12 protein-coding genes are annotated in these 16,992 nt (G+C 69.8%); 3 read left to right on the top strand and 9 right to left on the bottom strand.

The genetic code is table 11. From position 1 onward, the window contains the following. Positions 1–11 precede the first annotated feature (11 nt). Genes pdeM through GDJ08_RS15660 form a run of 4 tightly spaced genes read right to left on the bottom strand, consistent with a single transcriptional unit; the run spans position 12 to position 5,713 of the window. On the bottom strand, positions 12–656 hold the full coding sequence (pdeM, locus tag GDJ08_RS15675; protein ID WP_153165218.1) for a ligase-associated DNA damage response endonuclease PdeM: 645 nt from the start codon (positions 654–656) through the stop codon (positions 12–14). After that, entirely contained in the window at positions 646–3,090 is a 2,445-nt protein-coding gene (locus tag GDJ08_RS15670; protein ID WP_153165241.1) for a ligase-associated DNA damage response DEXH box helicase, read from the bottom strand. Before GDJ08_RS15670 ends, pdeM begins: the two co-directional genes overlap by 11 nt. A 14-nt stretch (positions 3,091–3,104) precedes the next feature. After that, positions 3,105–4,709: an ATP-dependent DNA ligase gene (locus tag GDJ08_RS15665; protein ID WP_153165217.1), complete on the bottom strand. Its 1,605-nt coding sequence runs from the start codon at positions 4,707–4,709 to the stop codon at positions 3,105–3,107. After that, entirely contained in the window at positions 4,706–5,713 is a 1,008-nt protein-coding gene (locus GDJ08_RS15660) for a ligase-associated DNA damage response exonuclease (RefSeq protein WP_017357467.1), read from the bottom strand. The genes GDJ08_RS15665 and GDJ08_RS15660 overlap by 4 nt, the downstream gene beginning before the upstream one ends. 109 nt (positions 5,714–5,822) lie before the next feature. On the opposite strand from GDJ08_RS15660, the gene GDJ08_RS15655 reads away from it, so the two are divergent. Further along, on the top strand, positions 5,823–7,451 hold the full coding sequence (locus GDJ08_RS15655) for an acyl-CoA dehydrogenase family protein (RefSeq protein ID WP_153165216.1): 1,629 nt from the start codon (positions 5,823–5,825) through the stop codon (positions 7,449–7,451). A 79-nt stretch (positions 7,452–7,530) separates the two neighbouring features. Here GDJ08_RS15655 and GDJ08_RS15650 read toward each other — a convergent pair whose 3' ends face one another. The 3 genes from GDJ08_RS15650 to GDJ08_RS15640 form a co-directional block, all read right to left on the bottom strand. Continuing rightward, a complete protein-coding gene (locus tag GDJ08_RS15650) occupies positions 7,531–7,935 on the bottom strand; it encodes a hypothetical protein (protein ID WP_136003133.1) in 405 nt (134 codons plus the stop codon). Positions 7,936–8,068: 133 nt separating this feature from the next. After that, positions 8,069–8,410, bottom strand: coding sequence for a hypothetical protein (locus GDJ08_RS15645; RefSeq protein ID WP_136003134.1), 342 nt, complete (start codon positions 8,408–8,410; stop codon positions 8,069–8,071). Between the two features lie 124 nt (positions 8,411–8,534). Continuing rightward, the gene (locus tag GDJ08_RS15640; protein ID WP_017356163.1) at positions 8,535–9,710 is read right to left on the bottom strand and encodes a thiolase family protein; all 1,176 of its coding nucleotides are present in this window, start codon (positions 9,708–9,710) and stop codon (positions 8,535–8,537) included. 176 nt (positions 9,711–9,886) lie between these two features. Here GDJ08_RS15640 and GDJ08_RS15635 point away from each other — a divergent pair, with 176 nt between their 5' ends. Continuing rightward, the gene (locus GDJ08_RS15635) at positions 9,887–12,739 is read left to right on the top strand and encodes an autotransporter serine protease (RefSeq protein ID WP_153165215.1); all 2,853 of its coding nucleotides are present in this window, start codon (positions 9,887–9,889) and stop codon (positions 12,737–12,739) included. A gap of 73 nt (positions 12,740–12,812) precedes the next feature. On the opposite strand, the gene GDJ08_RS15630 is transcribed toward GDJ08_RS15635, so the two are convergent. Then, complete coding sequence (locus GDJ08_RS15630; protein ID WP_136003136.1) at positions 12,813–13,910, bottom strand: Glu/Leu/Phe/Val dehydrogenase dimerization domain-containing protein; 1,098 nt, start codon at positions 13,908–13,910, stop codon at positions 12,813–12,815. A gap of 309 nt (positions 13,911–14,219) precedes the next feature. On the opposite strand from GDJ08_RS15630, the gene GDJ08_RS15625 reads away from it, so the two are divergent. Beyond that, entirely contained in the window at positions 14,220–15,350 is a 1,131-nt protein-coding gene (locus tag GDJ08_RS15625) for an HDOD domain-containing protein (RefSeq protein ID WP_136003195.1), read from the top strand. A 6-nt stretch (positions 15,351–15,356) separates the two neighbouring features. Here GDJ08_RS15625 and GDJ08_RS15620 read toward each other — a convergent pair whose 3' ends face one another. Then, entirely contained in the window at positions 15,357–16,934 is a 1,578-nt protein-coding gene (locus GDJ08_RS15620) for a phospholipase D family protein (protein ID WP_153165214.1), read from the bottom strand. Between the last annotated feature and the right edge of the window lie 58 nt (positions 16,935–16,992).

Genomic DNA, 16,992 nt, shown 5'->3' with positions numbered 1-16,992 from the left:
CCGTCCGGCGGCTAGCGCGGCGGCAGCGCGATGGCCTCGTCCTCGACGCACGCCACCAGCCGCTCCCCATTGGCCAGCACCGGCGCGATGCCGGCGGTGAACCGCGAGAAGGCCGGCAGTATCGTGAGGTCTTCGCGCAGCCAGAATGCCGGCCAGCGCCGCTGCATGCCCGGCAGCCGTGCCAGTGGATGCAGGTGACCGCACAGTACGTGCAGGCGCGCATGCGGGCGCGGGTCGTGGCGCAGCAGGAACGGCCCTTCCTGCACGCTCTCACCCAGCAGTTCGATGCCGAGGTCCGCTTTGGGCAGCGCACGGTCGTGGTTGCCGGCCAGTGCGCCGATCTGCAGCGACGGGTGCTGCTCACGCCATCCCTGCCACTGCCGGTACCACGCGGCGCGATGCGCCACACCGTGCAGTACATCGCCCAGAATCCACAGCGTGTCCACGCGCTGCTGCTGCAGCAGGTGGGTCAGGCGTGCGAGATCATCGCCCGTGCCGCCGCTGGGCAGGCCGATGCCGGCGCGCCGGAACAGGTCGGCCTTGCCCAAGTGCAGGTCGGCGATCAACATCGCGCTGCGCGTGGGCCAGTAGAGCGCACGCGCACCCAGCAGGTGCAGCGTCTCGCCGGCGAGCGTCAGCGACAGGTCATTGCCCATGCCGTTTCTCCAGTTGCTGTGCCGCGCGCAGCACGCGGGTTTTCCAGTCTTCGTTGCTGAGCTGGCCGCGCATGCGCTCGGCCCAGAGCGGGAACGAGAATGGCCCGAGGCTGCCCAACGCCTGCACATGCAGCGCGCGCGCCTGACAGCGCTGCAGTGCGGCGGCCAGAGCGCCGAGGTCGAGCTGACTGTGCAGCACCTCGTGTTCGGCGAGCGTCAGCAGGATGTGATCCGGATCGTGCTGGCGCAGCACGTCGTACAGCAGGCCGCTGGACGCCTGCAACTGACGCAGGCTGCGCGGCGTGCGGCCCGGCAACGCAGGCACCAACATGCCGGAGACGCGCGCGATATCGCGGAACTGACGGCGTGCCAGCTCGCCAAGGTTGAGGCTGTCGCGCAGGTCCTCGAACAGGCTGTCAGGCTGCAGCAGCCGGCGTATCAGCGCCGGTTCCACCGCAACCGCATGCGCCGGCGCCAGCACGAAGCCGTAGTCGTTGGCGGCATAGGCGAAGGTGTTGGTCTGCAGGCGCGTCCAGCGCATCGCCATCAACGCGGCGATGCCTTCGTTGACCTGACGGCCCGCGAACGGATACACGAACAGGTACTGGCCCTCGCGGCGGAGCAGTGTTTCCACCAGCAGGCGTGAGGAGCCGGGCAGCACGGACAGGCGCGCCTGCAACTGCAGCAACGGCGCCAGCCAGCGCAGTTCGGCGCTCTCGCCGGGCGTCTCCAGTACCGCTTCCATCTCGCGGCCTAGGGCATCGGACAGTGGCAACCGGCCGCCCTGCCAGCGCGGCACTACGCCCTCGCCGCCACGGGCCAGCCGCACATACGCGGTCATCTGCTCCAGGCGGACCAGTTCCAGCAGGCGCCCGGCAAACTGGAAGCGGTCCCCGGGTCGCAGCCGTCCGACGAACTGCTCTTCCACCGCGCCCAGCCGGCCGCCGCGCAGGAACTGGACCGTTACGCTGCCGTCGCTGGTGATGGTGCCGATCGACAGGCGGTGACGCAGCGCCACGCGGCGGTCGTGGACGCGGTACACGCCATCATCGTCACGAACGACGCGGTGGAAGTCCGGGTACTGCGCCAGCGCACGGCCCCCCTGCACGATGAAGGCCAGCACGCCTTCCCACTGCGTCATCTCCAGGCTGGCGAACGCGTGCGTGCGTCGCACCTGCGCGAACAGCGCATCGGCGTCGAAACCGCCGCCTAGCGCGCAGCTCACGCAGTGCTGGGCCAACACGTCCAGCGACAACTGCAGCGGACGTCGTGCTTCGATCACGCCCTCCGCCAGCGCGCGTCGCGCTGCCGCATACTCCACCAGCTCCAGCGCATGCGAGGGGACGCAGATGATGTGTCCGGATTCACCGGGACGATGACGCGCCCGGCCGGCACGCTGCAGCAGGCGCGCGATGCCTTTGGGGCTGCCGACCTGCAGCACCTGGTCCACAGCGGGGAAGTCCACGCCGAGATCCAGGCTGGACGTGGCGACCACGCAGCGCAGGCGACCTTCGCGCAGTCCCTCCTCGGCATCGCGCCGCAGCGCAGGGTCCAGCGAACCGTGGTGCAGTGCCAGGGTCGCCAGCTCCTCCGGCCATACCGCCGTCAATGCCTGGTGCCACAGTTCCGCCTGCGCGCGGGTGTTGGTGAACAGCAGGCTGCTGCGTGCCGACAGCAGCCGCTCCAGCACGCGCTGCAGCTGTGACAGGCCCAGATGCCCCGCCCACGGAAAGCGTTCGCCGTGCGCCGGCAGCAGCGTTTCCAGCGTCATCGGACGGGGGCGGGCGCCTGACACCTGTGGCGCGTCGGGCTGGTCGGGCAGCAGCACCTGGCGCGCTTCGTCGAGGTTGCCGAGCGTGGCCGACAGCCCCCACACCTGCAGCGCCGGCAGCGCATCGCGCAGGCGACGCAGGTTCAACTGCAGCAGCACGCCCCGCTTGTTGCCAAGCAGCTCGTGCCACTCGTCGACCACCACGCAGCGCAGCTGCTGCAGGCGCGCCATCGTATCGGGATAGCTCAACAGCAGTGCCAGCGATTCGGGCGTGGTGACCAGTACATCCACGCGCCCCTCGCGCGCCAGACGCTTGTCGCGCGCGCTGGCATCGCCGGTACGCAGGCCCACCTGCCAGTCCAGGCCCAGTGCGGACAACGGCTCGCGCAGCGCACGCGCGGTGTCGGCGGCGAGTGCGCGCAGCGGGGTGATCCACAGGACCTGCAGGGCCGGCACCCGCCTGCCGCCGCGGCCCGCAATGCGCGGCGGCGGATCGGACAGCGCCTGCAGCAGGGGGCCGCCGAACATTGCCAAGGTTTTGCCGCTGCCGGTGGGCGTGTGCAGCAGCCCCGACGCGCCGGCCAGGTAGTGACGCCACATGGTTTTCTGGAACGGCAGCGGTGCCCAGCCGCGGCTGGCGAACCACGCCACCAGGCGTGCCATCGCCTCGCGCCGCGTCACCGTGCCAGCGCCTGCAGCTGGGCCAGCGTGTCTGCTTCGCTGGCCGGCTTGTCCTGCCGCCAGCGCAGGATGCGCGGAAAACGCACCGCGATGCCGGACTTGTGCCGGCTGCTGCGGTTGACGCCTTCGAAGCCGAGTTCGAACACCTGTTCGCCACGCACACTGCGCACCGGCCCGAAGCGTTCGAGCGTGTTGGCGCGGATCCAGCGGTCCAGCGCCAGGATTTCCGTGTCGTCCAGGCCCGAGTACGCCTTGGCTACCGGTACCAGCCTGTCACCGTCCCACACGCCGAAGGTGTAATCGGTGTACAGCGTGCTGCGTCGGCCGTGGCCGGACTGCGCGTAGATCATCACCGCATCGACGGTGAGCGGGTCGACCTTCCATTTCCACCAGTCGCCGCGACGCCGTCCGTTCTGGTAGGGCGAGCTGCCGCGCTTGAGCATCAGTCCCTCGACGCCGCGCTCGCGGGCACCTGCCCGCAGGGCGGCGGCGGCGTGCCAGTCGTGGGGATGCAGCTGCGGGGAGAGCTGCAGCCGCGGATCGCCCAGGCTGTCGAGTACGGTCGCCAGCGCGGCGCGCCGCTGCGTCAGCGGCTGCAGCCGCAGGTCCTGCCCGTGCAGCTCCAGCAGGTCGTAGGCGAGCACGCGCACAGGTGTATCGCGCAGGGTCCTGGGGCCGGGCGCGCGGCGCTGGATGCGGGTCTGCAGCGCGGTGAACGGCAACGGCTGCGGATCGTCATCGCGCCAGGCAAGCAGTTCGCCATCGATCACGCAGCCGTCCGGCAACGCCATCGCGGCCGCCTCGATCTCCGGGAAGCGGCCATCCAGACGTTCCTCGCCGCGCGACCACAGCGCCACTTCGCCCTGGCGCCGCAGCAGCTGCAGGCGGATGCCATCCCACTTCCATTCCACGTTCCAGCCGCCGATGTCGCCCAGGCGGTCGGCGTCGCTTTCCAGTGGAGATGCGAGGAAAAACGGGTAAGGCTGCTGGCGGTCCTCCGGGCGTTCCTCCGGCGTCAGCAGGTCGGCCAGCAGGCCGGGCGAGGGTACCCACGCGCCGAGCATGCGCTGGGCGATGCGGGCAATGTCGATGCCGGATAGTTCCGCCAGCGCCTGCTGCACCAGCCGCTGCGACACACCCACGCGCAGCGCGCCGGTCAGCAGCTTGTTGAATACCAGCCGCTCGTCGAACGCCAGGTCCCGCCACGCCTCCACCACTGTGGCGCGGCGGACCGGCTCGGCCTGGTTGGCGACCGGCAGCAGACGCTGCTCGATCCAGTCGGCGAGCGCCATGTCGGACGCGCGGTCGGCCGGATCGTCCAGCAGCAGGGTCAGCGTTTCGGCGAGGTCGCCGACCTGGTCGTAGCTGTCGTCAACCAGCCATGCGGGGGTGTCGGAGACGTCGGCGATCCACGCGCGCAGTTCGGCGCTGCCGGCGATCTTCTGCCGCGCGCTGGTGACCTTGCCACCGGACAGCAGGAACAGCGCCCATGCCGCGTCATGCGCTGGCGCGTCGCGGAAATAATCGACCAGCGCAGCGCGTTTGTCGCCGGTGGCGGTGCTGCGGTCCAGCGTGCGGTACAGCGCGGCGAAGCGTTTCATTCCTCGTCCCCGTAGCCGGTGGCGAAAGCTTCGGCGGCTACGCCCCGCTCGCGCAGAAAGCGGATCAGCGCATCGGTATTGCCGTGCGTGGCGATCACCCGACGCGCCCCGGTCTGCGCGATCGTACGCAGCAGGTCCGGCCAGTCGGCGTGATCGGACACCACAAAGCCGCGGTCGTAGTTGCGGCGCCGGCGGTTGCCGCGCAGGCGCATCCAGCCCGACGCAAAGCCCAGTTGCGCGCTCTTGAAACGCCGCATCCAGGCGCTGCCGGCGGCCGAGGGCGGCGCCAGCACCAGCTTGCCGGCAAGGTCGCTGCCGCGCGCCTGCTCACCGACGGTTTCGGTGGCGAGCATGGCGATGCCGGCCTCGCGGTACACCGCCACGCCGGCGGCGATCGCGCCGTGCAGCAGCGCCGGCTGCGTGTCCAGCGGCAGCAGCTCGGCCAGCACCCGCTGCGCTTTGCCCAGCGCGTAGCAGAGCAGCACGGCGGCTTCGCCGCGCGCTTCGCATTCCCTGCGCCAGGCCACGATGTCGGCGGCCACCTGCGGCGTGGGCGGCCAGCGGTACACCGGCAGTCCAAAGGTCGCCTCGGTGATGAACGTATCGCAGGGCACCACGTCGAACGGCGCGCAGGTGGGATCGGGTTGCCGCTTGTAGTCACCGGAGGCCACCCAGACCTGGGTGCCGTCGTCGATGCGCACCTGCGCCGACCCCAGCACGTGTCCGGCCGGATGCAGCGACACGTCCACATCGCCCAGGCGGAAGCGCGCGCCGTACGCATGCGCGTCCAGCGGCACTTCGCCGAGCCGCCAGCGCAGGATCGGCACGCTGTCGGTGCTGCAGTGGTAGTGGCCCATGCCGCTGCGGGCATGGTCGCCGTGCCCGTGCGTGATCACCGCGCGCGGGACCGGGCGCCACGGGTCGATGTGGAAGTCACCGGCCGGGCAGTACAGGCCTTCCGGGCGCAGCACCACCAGGTCCGGTTTTGCAGAGGAGGACGTCATGCCTGCACTGTGCCGCCGCGTTCGTGCAGGAGGTGAGAATCCGGCTGAACGGACGCCTGCGCGTGGATGCGGCAGAATCGGGCGGTCCCCTGCCACGAGGCCCGCCACGATGCCCGAGCTGTCCGCCTTCGAGACCCATGCGGTGACCAACCAGCCGCCACCGTTCGGGGGCCGGCATCTGTGGGCCGACGATCTGGCTTTGGCCGAAGCGGTGCAGCGCGAGGGTGGCGCGGCGTTCGTGCCACGCCTGGCGGTATACGGCGGGCTGGCTGGCGACGCGCTGTACCGGCTGGGATTCGATGCCAATCGGGACCGTCCGCGTCTGCGTACCCACGATGCACAGGGCCATCGTATCGACACCGTCGAGTTCCATCCGGCCTACCACGCGCTGATGGAGGCGGCCAAATCGCACGGCGTGGCAGGCCTGTCCTGGCACGAGCCGGTGCCGGGTGCGCACGTCGCGCGCGCGGCGCTGAGCTATCTGCACCATCAGGCCGAAGCCGGCACCAGTTGCCCGCTGACCATGACCCATGCGGCGGTTGCTGTGCTGCGCCAGGACCCGCTGCTGGCCGAGTGGGCCGACAAGGCCGCGGCACCGCACTACGACCCGCGCGACGTGCCCATTGCCGACAAGGCCGGCATCACCCTCGGCATGGGCATGACCGAAAAGCAGGGCGGATCGGATGTGCGCGGCAATACCACCCGCGCCGAACCGCAGGCCGACGGCAGCTATGCCCTGGTCGGGCATAAATGGTTCTTTTCCGCGCCGATGTCCGATGGCTTCCTGGTGCTGGCACAGGCGCCGGGCGGGCTGACCTGTTTCCTGATGCCGCGGCGCCTGGCCGACGGCAACCGCAACGCGTTCCATCTGATGCGCCTGAAGGACAAGCTCGGAGACTGGGCCAACGCGTCCAGCGAGATCGAGCTGTGCGGTGCCTGGGCGCGGCGGGTGGGCGAGCAGGGGCGCGGGGTGGCCACCATCATCGGCATGGTGATGATGACGCGGCTGGACTGCATGCTCGGCGCCGCGGCGGAAATGCGCATGGCGCTGGCGCAGGCGCTGCACCACACGCGTCATCGCAGCAGTTTTGGCCGCCGTCTGTGCGACCACCCGCTGATGGCCAATGTGCTGGCCGACCTGGCGATCGAATCGGAGGCGGCCACCGTGTTCGCCCTGCGTGTTGCGCGCGCGGTCGACCTGGCGCCGCAGGATGCACAGGAGGCCGCCTTCGCCCGCATCGCCACAGCGGTGGGCAAGTACTGGGTGTGCAAGCGCGCGGCGGTGTTCGTCAACGAAGCGCAGGAATGCCTGGGCGGTGCGGGGTACGTCGAGGAATCTATCCTGCCGCGGCTGTACCGGCAGGCACCGTTGAATTCGATCTGGGAAGGCAGTGGCAACATCCAGTGCCTGGACGTGCTGCGCGCGCTGTCGCGCGAGCCGCAGGTGCTGCCGGTGCTGGAACAGGAACTGGGCAGAGTGGCCGGACGCGACACCATCTACGATGCGGCATGGCAGACGCTGCGTGCGCAGTTGGCGGCCGGCCCGGGTGAGGCGCAGGCGCGTCGCATCACCGAGCGGCTGGCGCTGCTGCTGCAGGCGGCGGTACTGCTGCGCGCCGACAGCCCGCTGGCGGCTGTCTTCATCCGCTCCCGGCTCGGTGCCGAGCACGGCATGGCATTCGGAACGCTGCCGTCGGATCTGGATTACGCTGCGGTCCTGGCCCGCGCGCTGCCCTGAGCCACCATTCCAATGCAGCACGCCCCTCCGGAGAGGGGCGTGCGGATGACGACATCCTGCCGTGATGCGGCGGTGTGGCTCAGTGCTTGGCCTCGTCGGCGTTCTGCTTTGCCTCGTTGGCGACGTCGCGCGCCTTGTCGGCTACCTTCTGCGCGGCATCGGCGGTGGAATCGCTGGCATGCGCGGCAGCATCCCGGGCAGCGCTCTTGGCCTCGCCAGCGGCTTCGGAGGTCGCAGCGGCGGCCCGATCCAGTGCCTGCTGCGTATCGGCGGCGGCGCGGTCGGACGCGGCCGCGGCATCATCGGCCGCGCTGCGGGTGGCGGCGGCGGCCTTGTCGACGGCCTCGCGCGCGGCGGCGTTGGCGCTGTCGGCGGCCTGGGCCGCATCCTGGCGTGCCTGTTCGGCTTCCGGGCCCTTGCAGGCGGCCAGGGCCAGCAGCAGGGAGGCAGCCAGCAGGGAAGTGGTGATAGGACGGATGTTCATGGCGGTCTCCAGGACGGGAATCGTCGGGGAGGCCAGCCTATTCACGCCGGTGTGAAGGGCGGGTTGTGGCGGCCAAAGAAAAAGCCGCTGGCGAACCAGCGGCTTCTTCAGACTTGCTTGAAGAAAGAAGTGATTACTTCTTGGCTTCTTCAGCAGCGTCCTTGGCCTGCTCGGCGGTGCCTTCGGCAGCCTTGGCAGCGTCAGCAGCCTGGGCGGCAGCAGCGTCGGTGGCAGCGCCAGCAGCGGCAGCAGCGGCATCGGCCGAAGCGTCAGCAGCGGTGGTGGCGGTGTCGGCAGCAGCCTGGGCAGCGTCGGCAGCCGGGGCGCCAGCAGCAGCGGCCTGGTCGGCAGCGACCTGGGCGTCAGCGGCGGCTTCGTTGGCCGAAGCAGCAGCGTCAGCAGCCTGTTCCTGCTTGGAGCAGGCGGTCAGAGCCAGGCCCAGGGCCATCGCGATCAGCAGCTTGTTGATGCTCATTAGTGTGAATCCTCGTCGTTAGATTAGGCAACGCGCTATTGCGCGCCCGGCAACATGATGACAAGCCACGATTGGCTGTCAAGCGATCGCGCATTCATTTTTGAGAAATGCGCGTTAAACCAAATCAAATCAATTCGATAGCGATGGCGGTTGCTTCGCCGCCGCCAATGCAGAGAGTCGCAATGCCGCGCTGGGCCCCACGCTTGCGCAAGGCGTTCACCAGGGTCACCACCAGCCGCGCGCCCGAAGCACCGATCGGATGGCCCAGCGCGCACGCGCCACCATTCACGTTGACCTTGTCGTGCGGAATACCCAGTTCGAGCATGGGCGCCATTGCCACGACGGCAAACGCTTCGTTGATCTCGAACAGGTCGACCTGGTCCAGCGTCCAGCCGGTCTTCTCCAGCAGTGTGCGCAGCGCGCCGATCGGCGCGGTGGTGAACCATTCCGGTTCCTGGGAGTGGGTGGCGTGGCCGACGATGCGGGCCAGCGGCTGCACGCCGCGTGCGCGGGCGTCGTCCTCGGACAGCAGCACCACGGCGGCGGCGCCGTCGGAAATGCTGGACGAACTGGCGGCCGTCACCGTGCCATCCTTCTTGAAGGCCGGGCGCAGGGTGGGAATCTTGGCGATGTCCGAACGGCTGGGCTGTTCGTCCTGGGCCACGCTGACCTCGCCCTTGCGGGTGGTCACAGTGACCGCGACGATCTCATCGTCGAACGCGCCATTGGCCTGCGCGGCCTGCGCGCGGCGCACCGACTCGATCGCATAGGCGTCCTGGGCTTCGCGGCTGACCTGGTACTTGTCCACCGCACACTCGGCGAACTCGCCCATCGCCTTGCCGTCGTAGGCGTTGACCAGACCGTCGTGGGCCATGTGGTCCACCGCCTGGAAGTTGCCGAAGCGGTTGCCGGTACGGGAATTGGGCAGCATGTGCGGGGCGTTGGACATCGACTCCATGCCGCCGGCGACCACGATGCTGGCCGACCCGGCCTTGATCAGGTCATGGCCCAGCATGATGGCCTTCATACCCGAGCCGCATACCTTGTTCAGGGTGGTGGCGCCGGTGGACAGCGGCAGCCCGGCGGCGATGGCGGCCTGGCGGGCCGGCGCCTGGCCGAGGTTGGCCGGCAGTACGCAGCCCATGATCACTTCGGAGACATCCGCCGCCGGGACACCGGACTGTTCCAGGGCCGCGGCGATCGCGGTGGCGCCCAGGGTGGGCGTGGGAACGCCGTTGAACTGGCCGAGGAAGGAACCGATGGCAGTGCGCTTGGCGGCGGCGATGACGATGTTGGACATGGCAATCTCGTTGGTGCGTGAGCGATATTCGGAATGGGACGGCGGGCATTGGATGCCGGCGCGAATCCCGTCAGACTGCGTGGGGGTCGGCCCAGTATAGAGGGTCGGCATTGACCGCCGGTGTCTGCCCGGATGGCAGGATGCCGGTCATTGCGTATCGAACGTGGGGAGCGGGGATGAAACAGATCGTGGCAGTGAGGACAGGGCTGGCGGGCGCATTGGCCGTGGCGCTGAGTGCCTGTGGCGGGGGTGGGGGGGGCGGCAACGTGCGGGTGGATCCGCCGCCGGTCACGCCCCCGGTGACCCCGCCGGTCACACCGCCGGTGACGCCGCCGACCAATCCGCCGGTGCAGCCGGCGATCGATGCGCACCTGACCATCGTCAATGGCCGCAACGTGCAGGGCCTGACCGGCAAGGGCGTGCGCATCGGCGTGGTCGATTCTGGCGTCAACCGCGCCCATCCCGCCCTGTCGGGGCGGGTGGTGTCCAGCCGCGCCTACATCGACCCGCGCGTCAACAATCTCAACGTGGACGATGTGGTCGGCCACGGCACGACGGTGGCTTCGCTGGCGGCGGGCCGCGCCGTCGGCGCCTGGCCGGGCGGCATCGCGCCGGAAGCGCTGGTGATCTCGGCGCGGATCATCGCCGACCGGCGCCCCACCGATGACGGCAGCGGCAGCGGCAATGAAGTCAGCGGTGCGCTCGGTTTCGCGCCCATGCACCAGGATCTGATCGCCGACGGCGTGAAGATCATGAACAACTCCTGGGGCGGGCTGTACTGGACCAACCCGGCCGCGACCGCGCCGATCGCCAACGAGTACCGTCCCTTCGTGATGGCGAACAACGGGCTGGTGGTGTTCGCCAGCGGCAACGAGAGCCGCCCCAACCCCTCCAGCATGGCTGCCCTGCCAAGCCAGGCCGGTCCGAACGGCACGCGCCCGGCCGCGGACCTGGAGCGCGGCTGGCTGACCGTGACCGCGGTGGATTCGGCCGATCCGTCCAAACTGGCGTCCTATGCCAACGCGTGCGGCGTGGCGGCAGCCTACTGCCTGGCCGCGCCCGGTACCGTGGTGTACGTGGACCCGCAGAACACCGGTGGCACGCCGAGCTACCTGTGGGGCTCGGGCACGTCCTATGCCGCACCGCTGGTGTCCGGCGCCGCCGCGTTGGTGTGGGAGAAGTATCCGTACTTCACCAACGACCTGGTCCGCCAGACCCTGCTTGGCACCGCCACCGATCTTGGCGCGCCCGGCGTGGACAGCACTTTCGGCTATGGCCTGCTCAACGTCGCCAAGGCGGTCAACGGGCCGGCGCGCTTCGACTGGGGCAACACCGTGGTCGATGTCAACGTGTTGGGCCTGAACTCGGTCTGGAGCAACACCATCAGCGGCAGCGGCGGGCTGGTCAAACAGGGCAACGGTTCGCTGGGCCTGTCCGGCACCAGCACCTACACCGGCGACACGCGCATCGAACGCGGCACGCTGGCGCTGCGCGACGGCGGGTCGATCACCTCCAACGTGACCATCGTGGCGCAGCCCGATGGCGCCGAGCGCGCGGTGCTGCAGTTCATGGGCAGCAGCGCGCGGGTCAAGGGCAACGTGGACAGCGGCGGCAGCGTGCTGCTGAACGAGGCGCGCACCGTTGCCACCATTGACGGCAACTACGTGCAGCGTGCCGGCGGGCAGTACATGACGCTGCTGGGCGCCGCACCGCTGAACGTGACAGGCACGGTCGAGCTCCAGGGAGGCGTGCTGTACCTGATGGGGGCGGTGAGCGGTTACGTCCCGCAGGACGGACGCCGCCAGGAGCTGATCAAGGCGGGCCAGTCGCTGACCGGCGCGTTTGACAGCCTTCGCAAGGACACCAGCATCACCCTGCTGGAAAGCCGTTTCGGCTACGACGCGCGCACCGCATGGCTGGACATCGACCGGGTCAACGTCAGCGCGGCCGCCGCGTCGGCGGGCGTGGGCGCTGCGGCGCAGGGCGCGGCGGCCCGCGTGGAAACCGCATTCGAAGTGCTCGATGGCGGCGGGCCTGCCGCAGGCGGCTTTGCGGCCGCGGCAGGCCAACTGCAGCAGGTGCAGGGCGCCGACGGGCTGTCGGCGAGCCTGGAGAGCCTGTCCGGCAAAGCGCACGGCCTGGCGGCGGCGATGACCTTCGACACCATCGACATGCAGCGACGCGCGCTGTCCTCGCGTTTCGATGCGGTGACGGCCGCACCACGCCTGCGCGGCGCCTGGCACAGCACGCTGGGCGAGGCGGGGCAGGGCAGTTTCGCTGCCAGCGGTGTCCAGACCCAGGGCTGGATGATGGGCCAGGACACGGCATTGGGCAGTCACGGCATGCTGGGCTTCGCCTTCGGCGAAACCCGCAGCGCCAGTACCCGCGACTGGGGCAATGACAGGGGGCGTGACCGCCAGTCGCAGGCGCAGCTGTATGCCGGCTGGCAGCACGGGCGGGCCTACGCGCTGGGCCAGGTGGGCGCCGGCCGGTTCACCCGCGATATCGACCGCCAGCTGCTGCTGGGCGCCGGCCAGTACGGGGTCAACGCGCGCTACGGCGGAAGTTTCAGCACGGCCAGCATGGAATCGGGCTACCGGTTCGGCAGCACCGCCCTGTCGCTCACGCCGTACCTCGGTGCCGAGTACGCACGGGTGGACAGCGACCGCTTCAGCGAGAACGGCGGCGCCGGTTTCGGGTTGCGCACGCAGGGCGGCATTGCCAGCCGCAGCCAGGCGCTGGCTGGCATGCGTGCGCAGGCGTGGTGGGGCGACTGGTCGCTGCGCGGCTACGCCGAATGGCAGCAGCACCTGGCCAGCCACGGGCTCGACCTGCAGGCCAGCTTCGTTGGCGTGGATGCGTGGGCGCCGCTGGCCGGCCTGCAGCCGGCCCGGTCCGGGGGGCTGTTCGGGGTCTCGGTGGAGTCGTGGCTCAGCCGGAACACGCGCGTGTCGTTCGGCTACGACCAGCGCGTTGGTCCGCGCGGCGACCTGCACCAGGTGGCCCTGCGCTACGCCTCCGCGTTCTGACCCCGCAGGGCAGCAATGAAGAAGGGCGCGATCGTCGATCGCGCCCTTCTGCGTTTCCGGTAGGGCCGTGCCGTCAGTTGCGGCGCAGGGTGCCCAGTCGCGGCGTGCTGCGGCCGAGAGGCATTTTCAGCTTGCCGATCGACTGGATGCGCGATTCGGCGATCTGGTCCGCGGCGCGCTGGGGAGCGATACCCTCGCGCTCGGACAGCGCGAAAATGCGGCCGAGGTTGTGGTAGATGCTGCGGATCAGGCGCATGGCGCGCTCGCGGTTGTAGCCGTCGATCTCCAGCGACACGTTCATCACGCCGCCGGCGTTGACCGCATAATCGGGCGCATACAGGATGCCGCGCGCATGCAGCTCATCGCCGATCTCCAGGCTGGCGAGCTGGTTGTTGGCGGTGCCACAGACGATCTTCGTGCGCAGGCGGGGCAGCGTCTGCGGATTGATCGCGCCTTCCAGCGCACAGGGCGCGAAGACGTCGGCGTTGACGTCGTAGATGTCGTCGGGCTTGACCGCCTCGGCGCCGTATTCGGTGACCGCGCGCTCCACCCGGCTGCTGTCCAGATCGGTCACGAACAGCTTGGCCCCACGGTCGCGCAGCAGTTTGACCAGTTCCATGCCGATATGGCCCAGGCCCTGCACGGCGATGCTGGCCTTGCCGACTTCCTCATGGCCCAGCTTGTGCTGCATGGCGGCCATCAGGGCCTGCAGCGCGCCGTAGGCGGTGAACGGGGCCGGATCGCCGGAGCCACCGTGGACCTGGTGCACGCCGGTGACGTACTCGCTCTCCAGGTAGATGTTCTCCATGTCGTTGACATCGGTGCCCACGTCCTCGGCGGTGATGTAGCGTCCGCCCAGCGAATCGACGTAGCGGCCGAACGCGCGGAACAGCACTTCGCTCTTGTCCACCTTCGGGTCGCCGATGATCACCGCCTTGCCGCCGCCCACGTTCAACCCGGCCAGCGCGTTCTTGTAGGTCATCGTGCGGCTGAGCCGCAGCGCATCGGCGAGCGCCTCGTCGGTGCTGGCATACGGCCGCATGCGCACCCCGCCCAGGGCCGGGCCCAGGGTGGTGTTGTGGATGGCGATGATCGCCCTCAGACCCGCGTCGCGGTTGTGGCAGAACACCACTTGTTCGTGATCGGTGGTTTCGAGGGTTTCAAATAACATGGTGGCTCCGATGGTGCGAACGGTGGCGAACAGCGGCGAACGGACCAGCAAATGTTGGGTTGTAAAACAAAAAAAGCGACGTCGTCGGTTCGAGTGGACGGGTCGCGCGGCGCCATTCTAGTGCATTCCGCCGGAGGGCGGTGTCAGCCGCCGCCGGGGCCGGGCCGTTAAAGTTGGTGAAGGCGCGGCCGATGCCGTGGCTACGGTGTGCAGTATCGGCAATGTCAGGATGGATGACGTGGGCGCAGTGGCGACAAGGCAGGTGCGGGACCGCGTTTCCGGGAGACCTCGATGCTGACGTCGGCGCCGATGCTGGGTGCGTGGGGCGTGGGCGGCGTGGCCGCCGTGCTGGCGCTGGTGGCCTGGCGCAGGCGCCAGGGATCGCTGCAGCGGGGGCCGGCCGAGACACGGCCGCCCCGGGCCGACCTGCGCGTGGCGGCTCCGCTGGCGGCGCCCGCCGGGGACCCGGCGGCGGTGCTGCAGGCCGGGCTGTATGCCCTGGCCCTGGTGCCACGCGGAGGCGATCCGGCAGGTGACACCGCGCCCGCGCCGGCATTGCGTGCGGCAGTGGATGCGGCGCTGTCGGCGCGCGACTGGTCGGCCCGCCACCTGCCGCGGCGGCCGCAGCTCCTGCCGCAGTTGATCCAGACCGTCAACGACCACGAGGCCTCGGCGCGGGCGATGGCGGCGATCATCGGCCAGGACCCGGTGCTCACCGGCAACCTGCTGCGTATCGCCAACAGCCCGGTGTACCGGTTGCAGGCCCGCCCGGTGGACAGCCTGCAGCGGGCGGTGACCCTGGTGGGCACCGAGGGTATCCGCCAGATCATCAGCGCGGTGCTGGTCCAGCCGGTGATGCACCTGCAGTGCGCCGCGTTCCCGCAGTTCGATGCAGTGATCTGGGAACACGCGCTGCTGGCGTCGCGCGCGGCCGCCGACCACGCGCGTACGGTCAGCCATGAAGATGCCTTCGCGGCGCAGTGGCTGGGGCTCACCCAGGGGCTGGGCGCGGCGCTGGTGATGCGCCACCTGCTCGATGCCTGCGCCGGGCACGGTGTCGCGGTACCGCCACGGGCGCTCGCCGCCGCTCTGCTGGATGACTGGACCCTGCCGGTTGCCAGCCGTATCGCTGCAGCGTGGGAATTGCCGCCGCCGGTGCATGCCGCGCTGGAGCGGGCCGGCGCCGGCGCGCCGGACGGACTGCTCACCAGCCTGGGTTTTGCCCGCGCCGCGGCGGCGGCCAGCCTGCTGTGCCGGCACGGACGCATGGGCCAGGCGCAGGCGCTGGCGTTGCTGGAGCACCTGCAGAGCACGCCGGCCCACGCGCTGCAGTGGATCTGGCGACGTGTCCACGGGCGCGCCGTGGAAACCCTGGACGCCGACGAGGTGCATGCCGGGGATGGCGATGCCGGCGCGGACGCAGGCGTGGCCTCGCGCTGAGCGCGGCTACAACTGCGACTCCAGCGGCAGCCAGCTGATGGCACGCGCACTGACGCGCAGCCACAGGCCGGTATCCGGTTCGCGGTAGAGCCAGTGTGGCGGCTGTGCGGCGCGGTCCAGCCAGCGCACCTGGCCGTGCGCGTCCAGCGCCACCCAGTAGCTCTGCGTGGGACTGGCCAGCCGCAGGTACTCGGCGCGCAGTTGCGCCGCCAGCACCGGGTCATCGAACAGCACGCCCATTTCGGTGTTGAGGTAGGCCGAGCGCGGGTCGAGGTTGAACGAGCCGACGAACCCGCGCCGGTCGTCGATCATGAAGGCCTTGGTGTGCAGGCTGGCACCGCTGCTGCCGAACAGGCCGCCGCTGTCGGCATGGCCGCGCGATTTCAGCTCGTACAGGTGCACACCGCTGCGCAGCAACGGGGCGCGATAGTGCATGTAGCCGCTGTGCACGGCGGCAACGTCGTTGGCCGCCAGCGAGTTGGTCACCACCCCGACAGTCGCGCCGCGTGCCACCAGCGCACCCAGCCCCTGCGTGCCTTCTTCACCGGGCACGAAGTATGGGGAGATCAGCAGGGCCTTGTGGCGGGTACCCGCCAGTTCGGCCGAGAGCCGCGCGACCAGCCAGTCGCCCCGGTCGTCGCGGCGGTGTTTCATCGGCGGATCGGAGACGATCGCCACCTGGCGGGTCCAGTGCAGACCGACGGCATCACGGTAGTACGACTGCGCCTGCTGCGAACGCGCCACGCGTGCCAGGTAGGGCTTGGCGCCGTCCAGCCGCGCTTCGTGCTCGGACTGGCGCACCAGCAGGCGCAGCTGGGCCGGAGTGTAGAACGCCAGGGCCGCGATGGGGAGGGCGGTTTCGCTGTTCCAGTAGTCGTCGAAAATCATGTTGGCCTGCTGCACGGCCTTGCCGGCGACGAGCAGGTCCAGGTCGCGGAAATTGACGTCGGTGCGCGCGCTGAAATACTCCTCGCCGATATTGCGCCCACCAACGATGGCCACGCGGCCGTCGGCGATCCAGGACTTGTTGTGCATGCGGTGGTTGACGCTGAACACGCGTTGCACCATTTCCACCAGCCGCCACAGGCCATTGCGGTTGCGGAACGGGTTGTACAGGCGGATCTCGATGTTGGGGTGCTGGTCGAGCGCCATCATCAGCGCGTCCTTGTCCTGCGCGTTCATGTCGTCGAGCAGGATGCGCACGCGCACGCCGCGCTCGGCGGCCTGGTAGAGCTCGCGTGCCATCAGGTGGCCGATGAGGTCGTTCTGCCAGATGTAGTACTGCAGGTCCAGGCTGCGTCCGGCGTGCTGGGTGATCACCGCGCGCGCGGCGTAGGCATCCAGCCCATCGGCGAGGAAGGCCACGCCGGATTCGCCGGGGTGCTCGGCCTGCAGGCGTGACAGTTCGCGGTCGATCGCGGTCTGGCTGGGCTGGACTGGCAGCACCCGCGACGGGGTGCCAAGCGCCTTGGGCGTGAGGTGGTCGGCCAGCAGCAGGCCACTGAGCACCAGCATGACCAGGATCGCCACGAAGATGCCCAGCCAGCGCAGGAGCCGGCGCCAGAAGGGTGGTTTGTCGGTCATGCCCCGATCCTAAGCGGCCCGGCCGTGCAGCGCGAGTGCAGGCCGACCGGGGCCGGTC

It is taken from the genome of Stenotrophomonas nematodicola (assembly GCF_009467805.1).
Classification (GTDB): Bacteria; Pseudomonadota; Gammaproteobacteria; order Xanthomonadales; family Xanthomonadaceae; genus Stenotrophomonas; species Stenotrophomonas nematodicola.
Note: the sequence above shows the minus strand (reverse complement) of the source record. Positions and strands in the feature narration are given on the sequence as shown.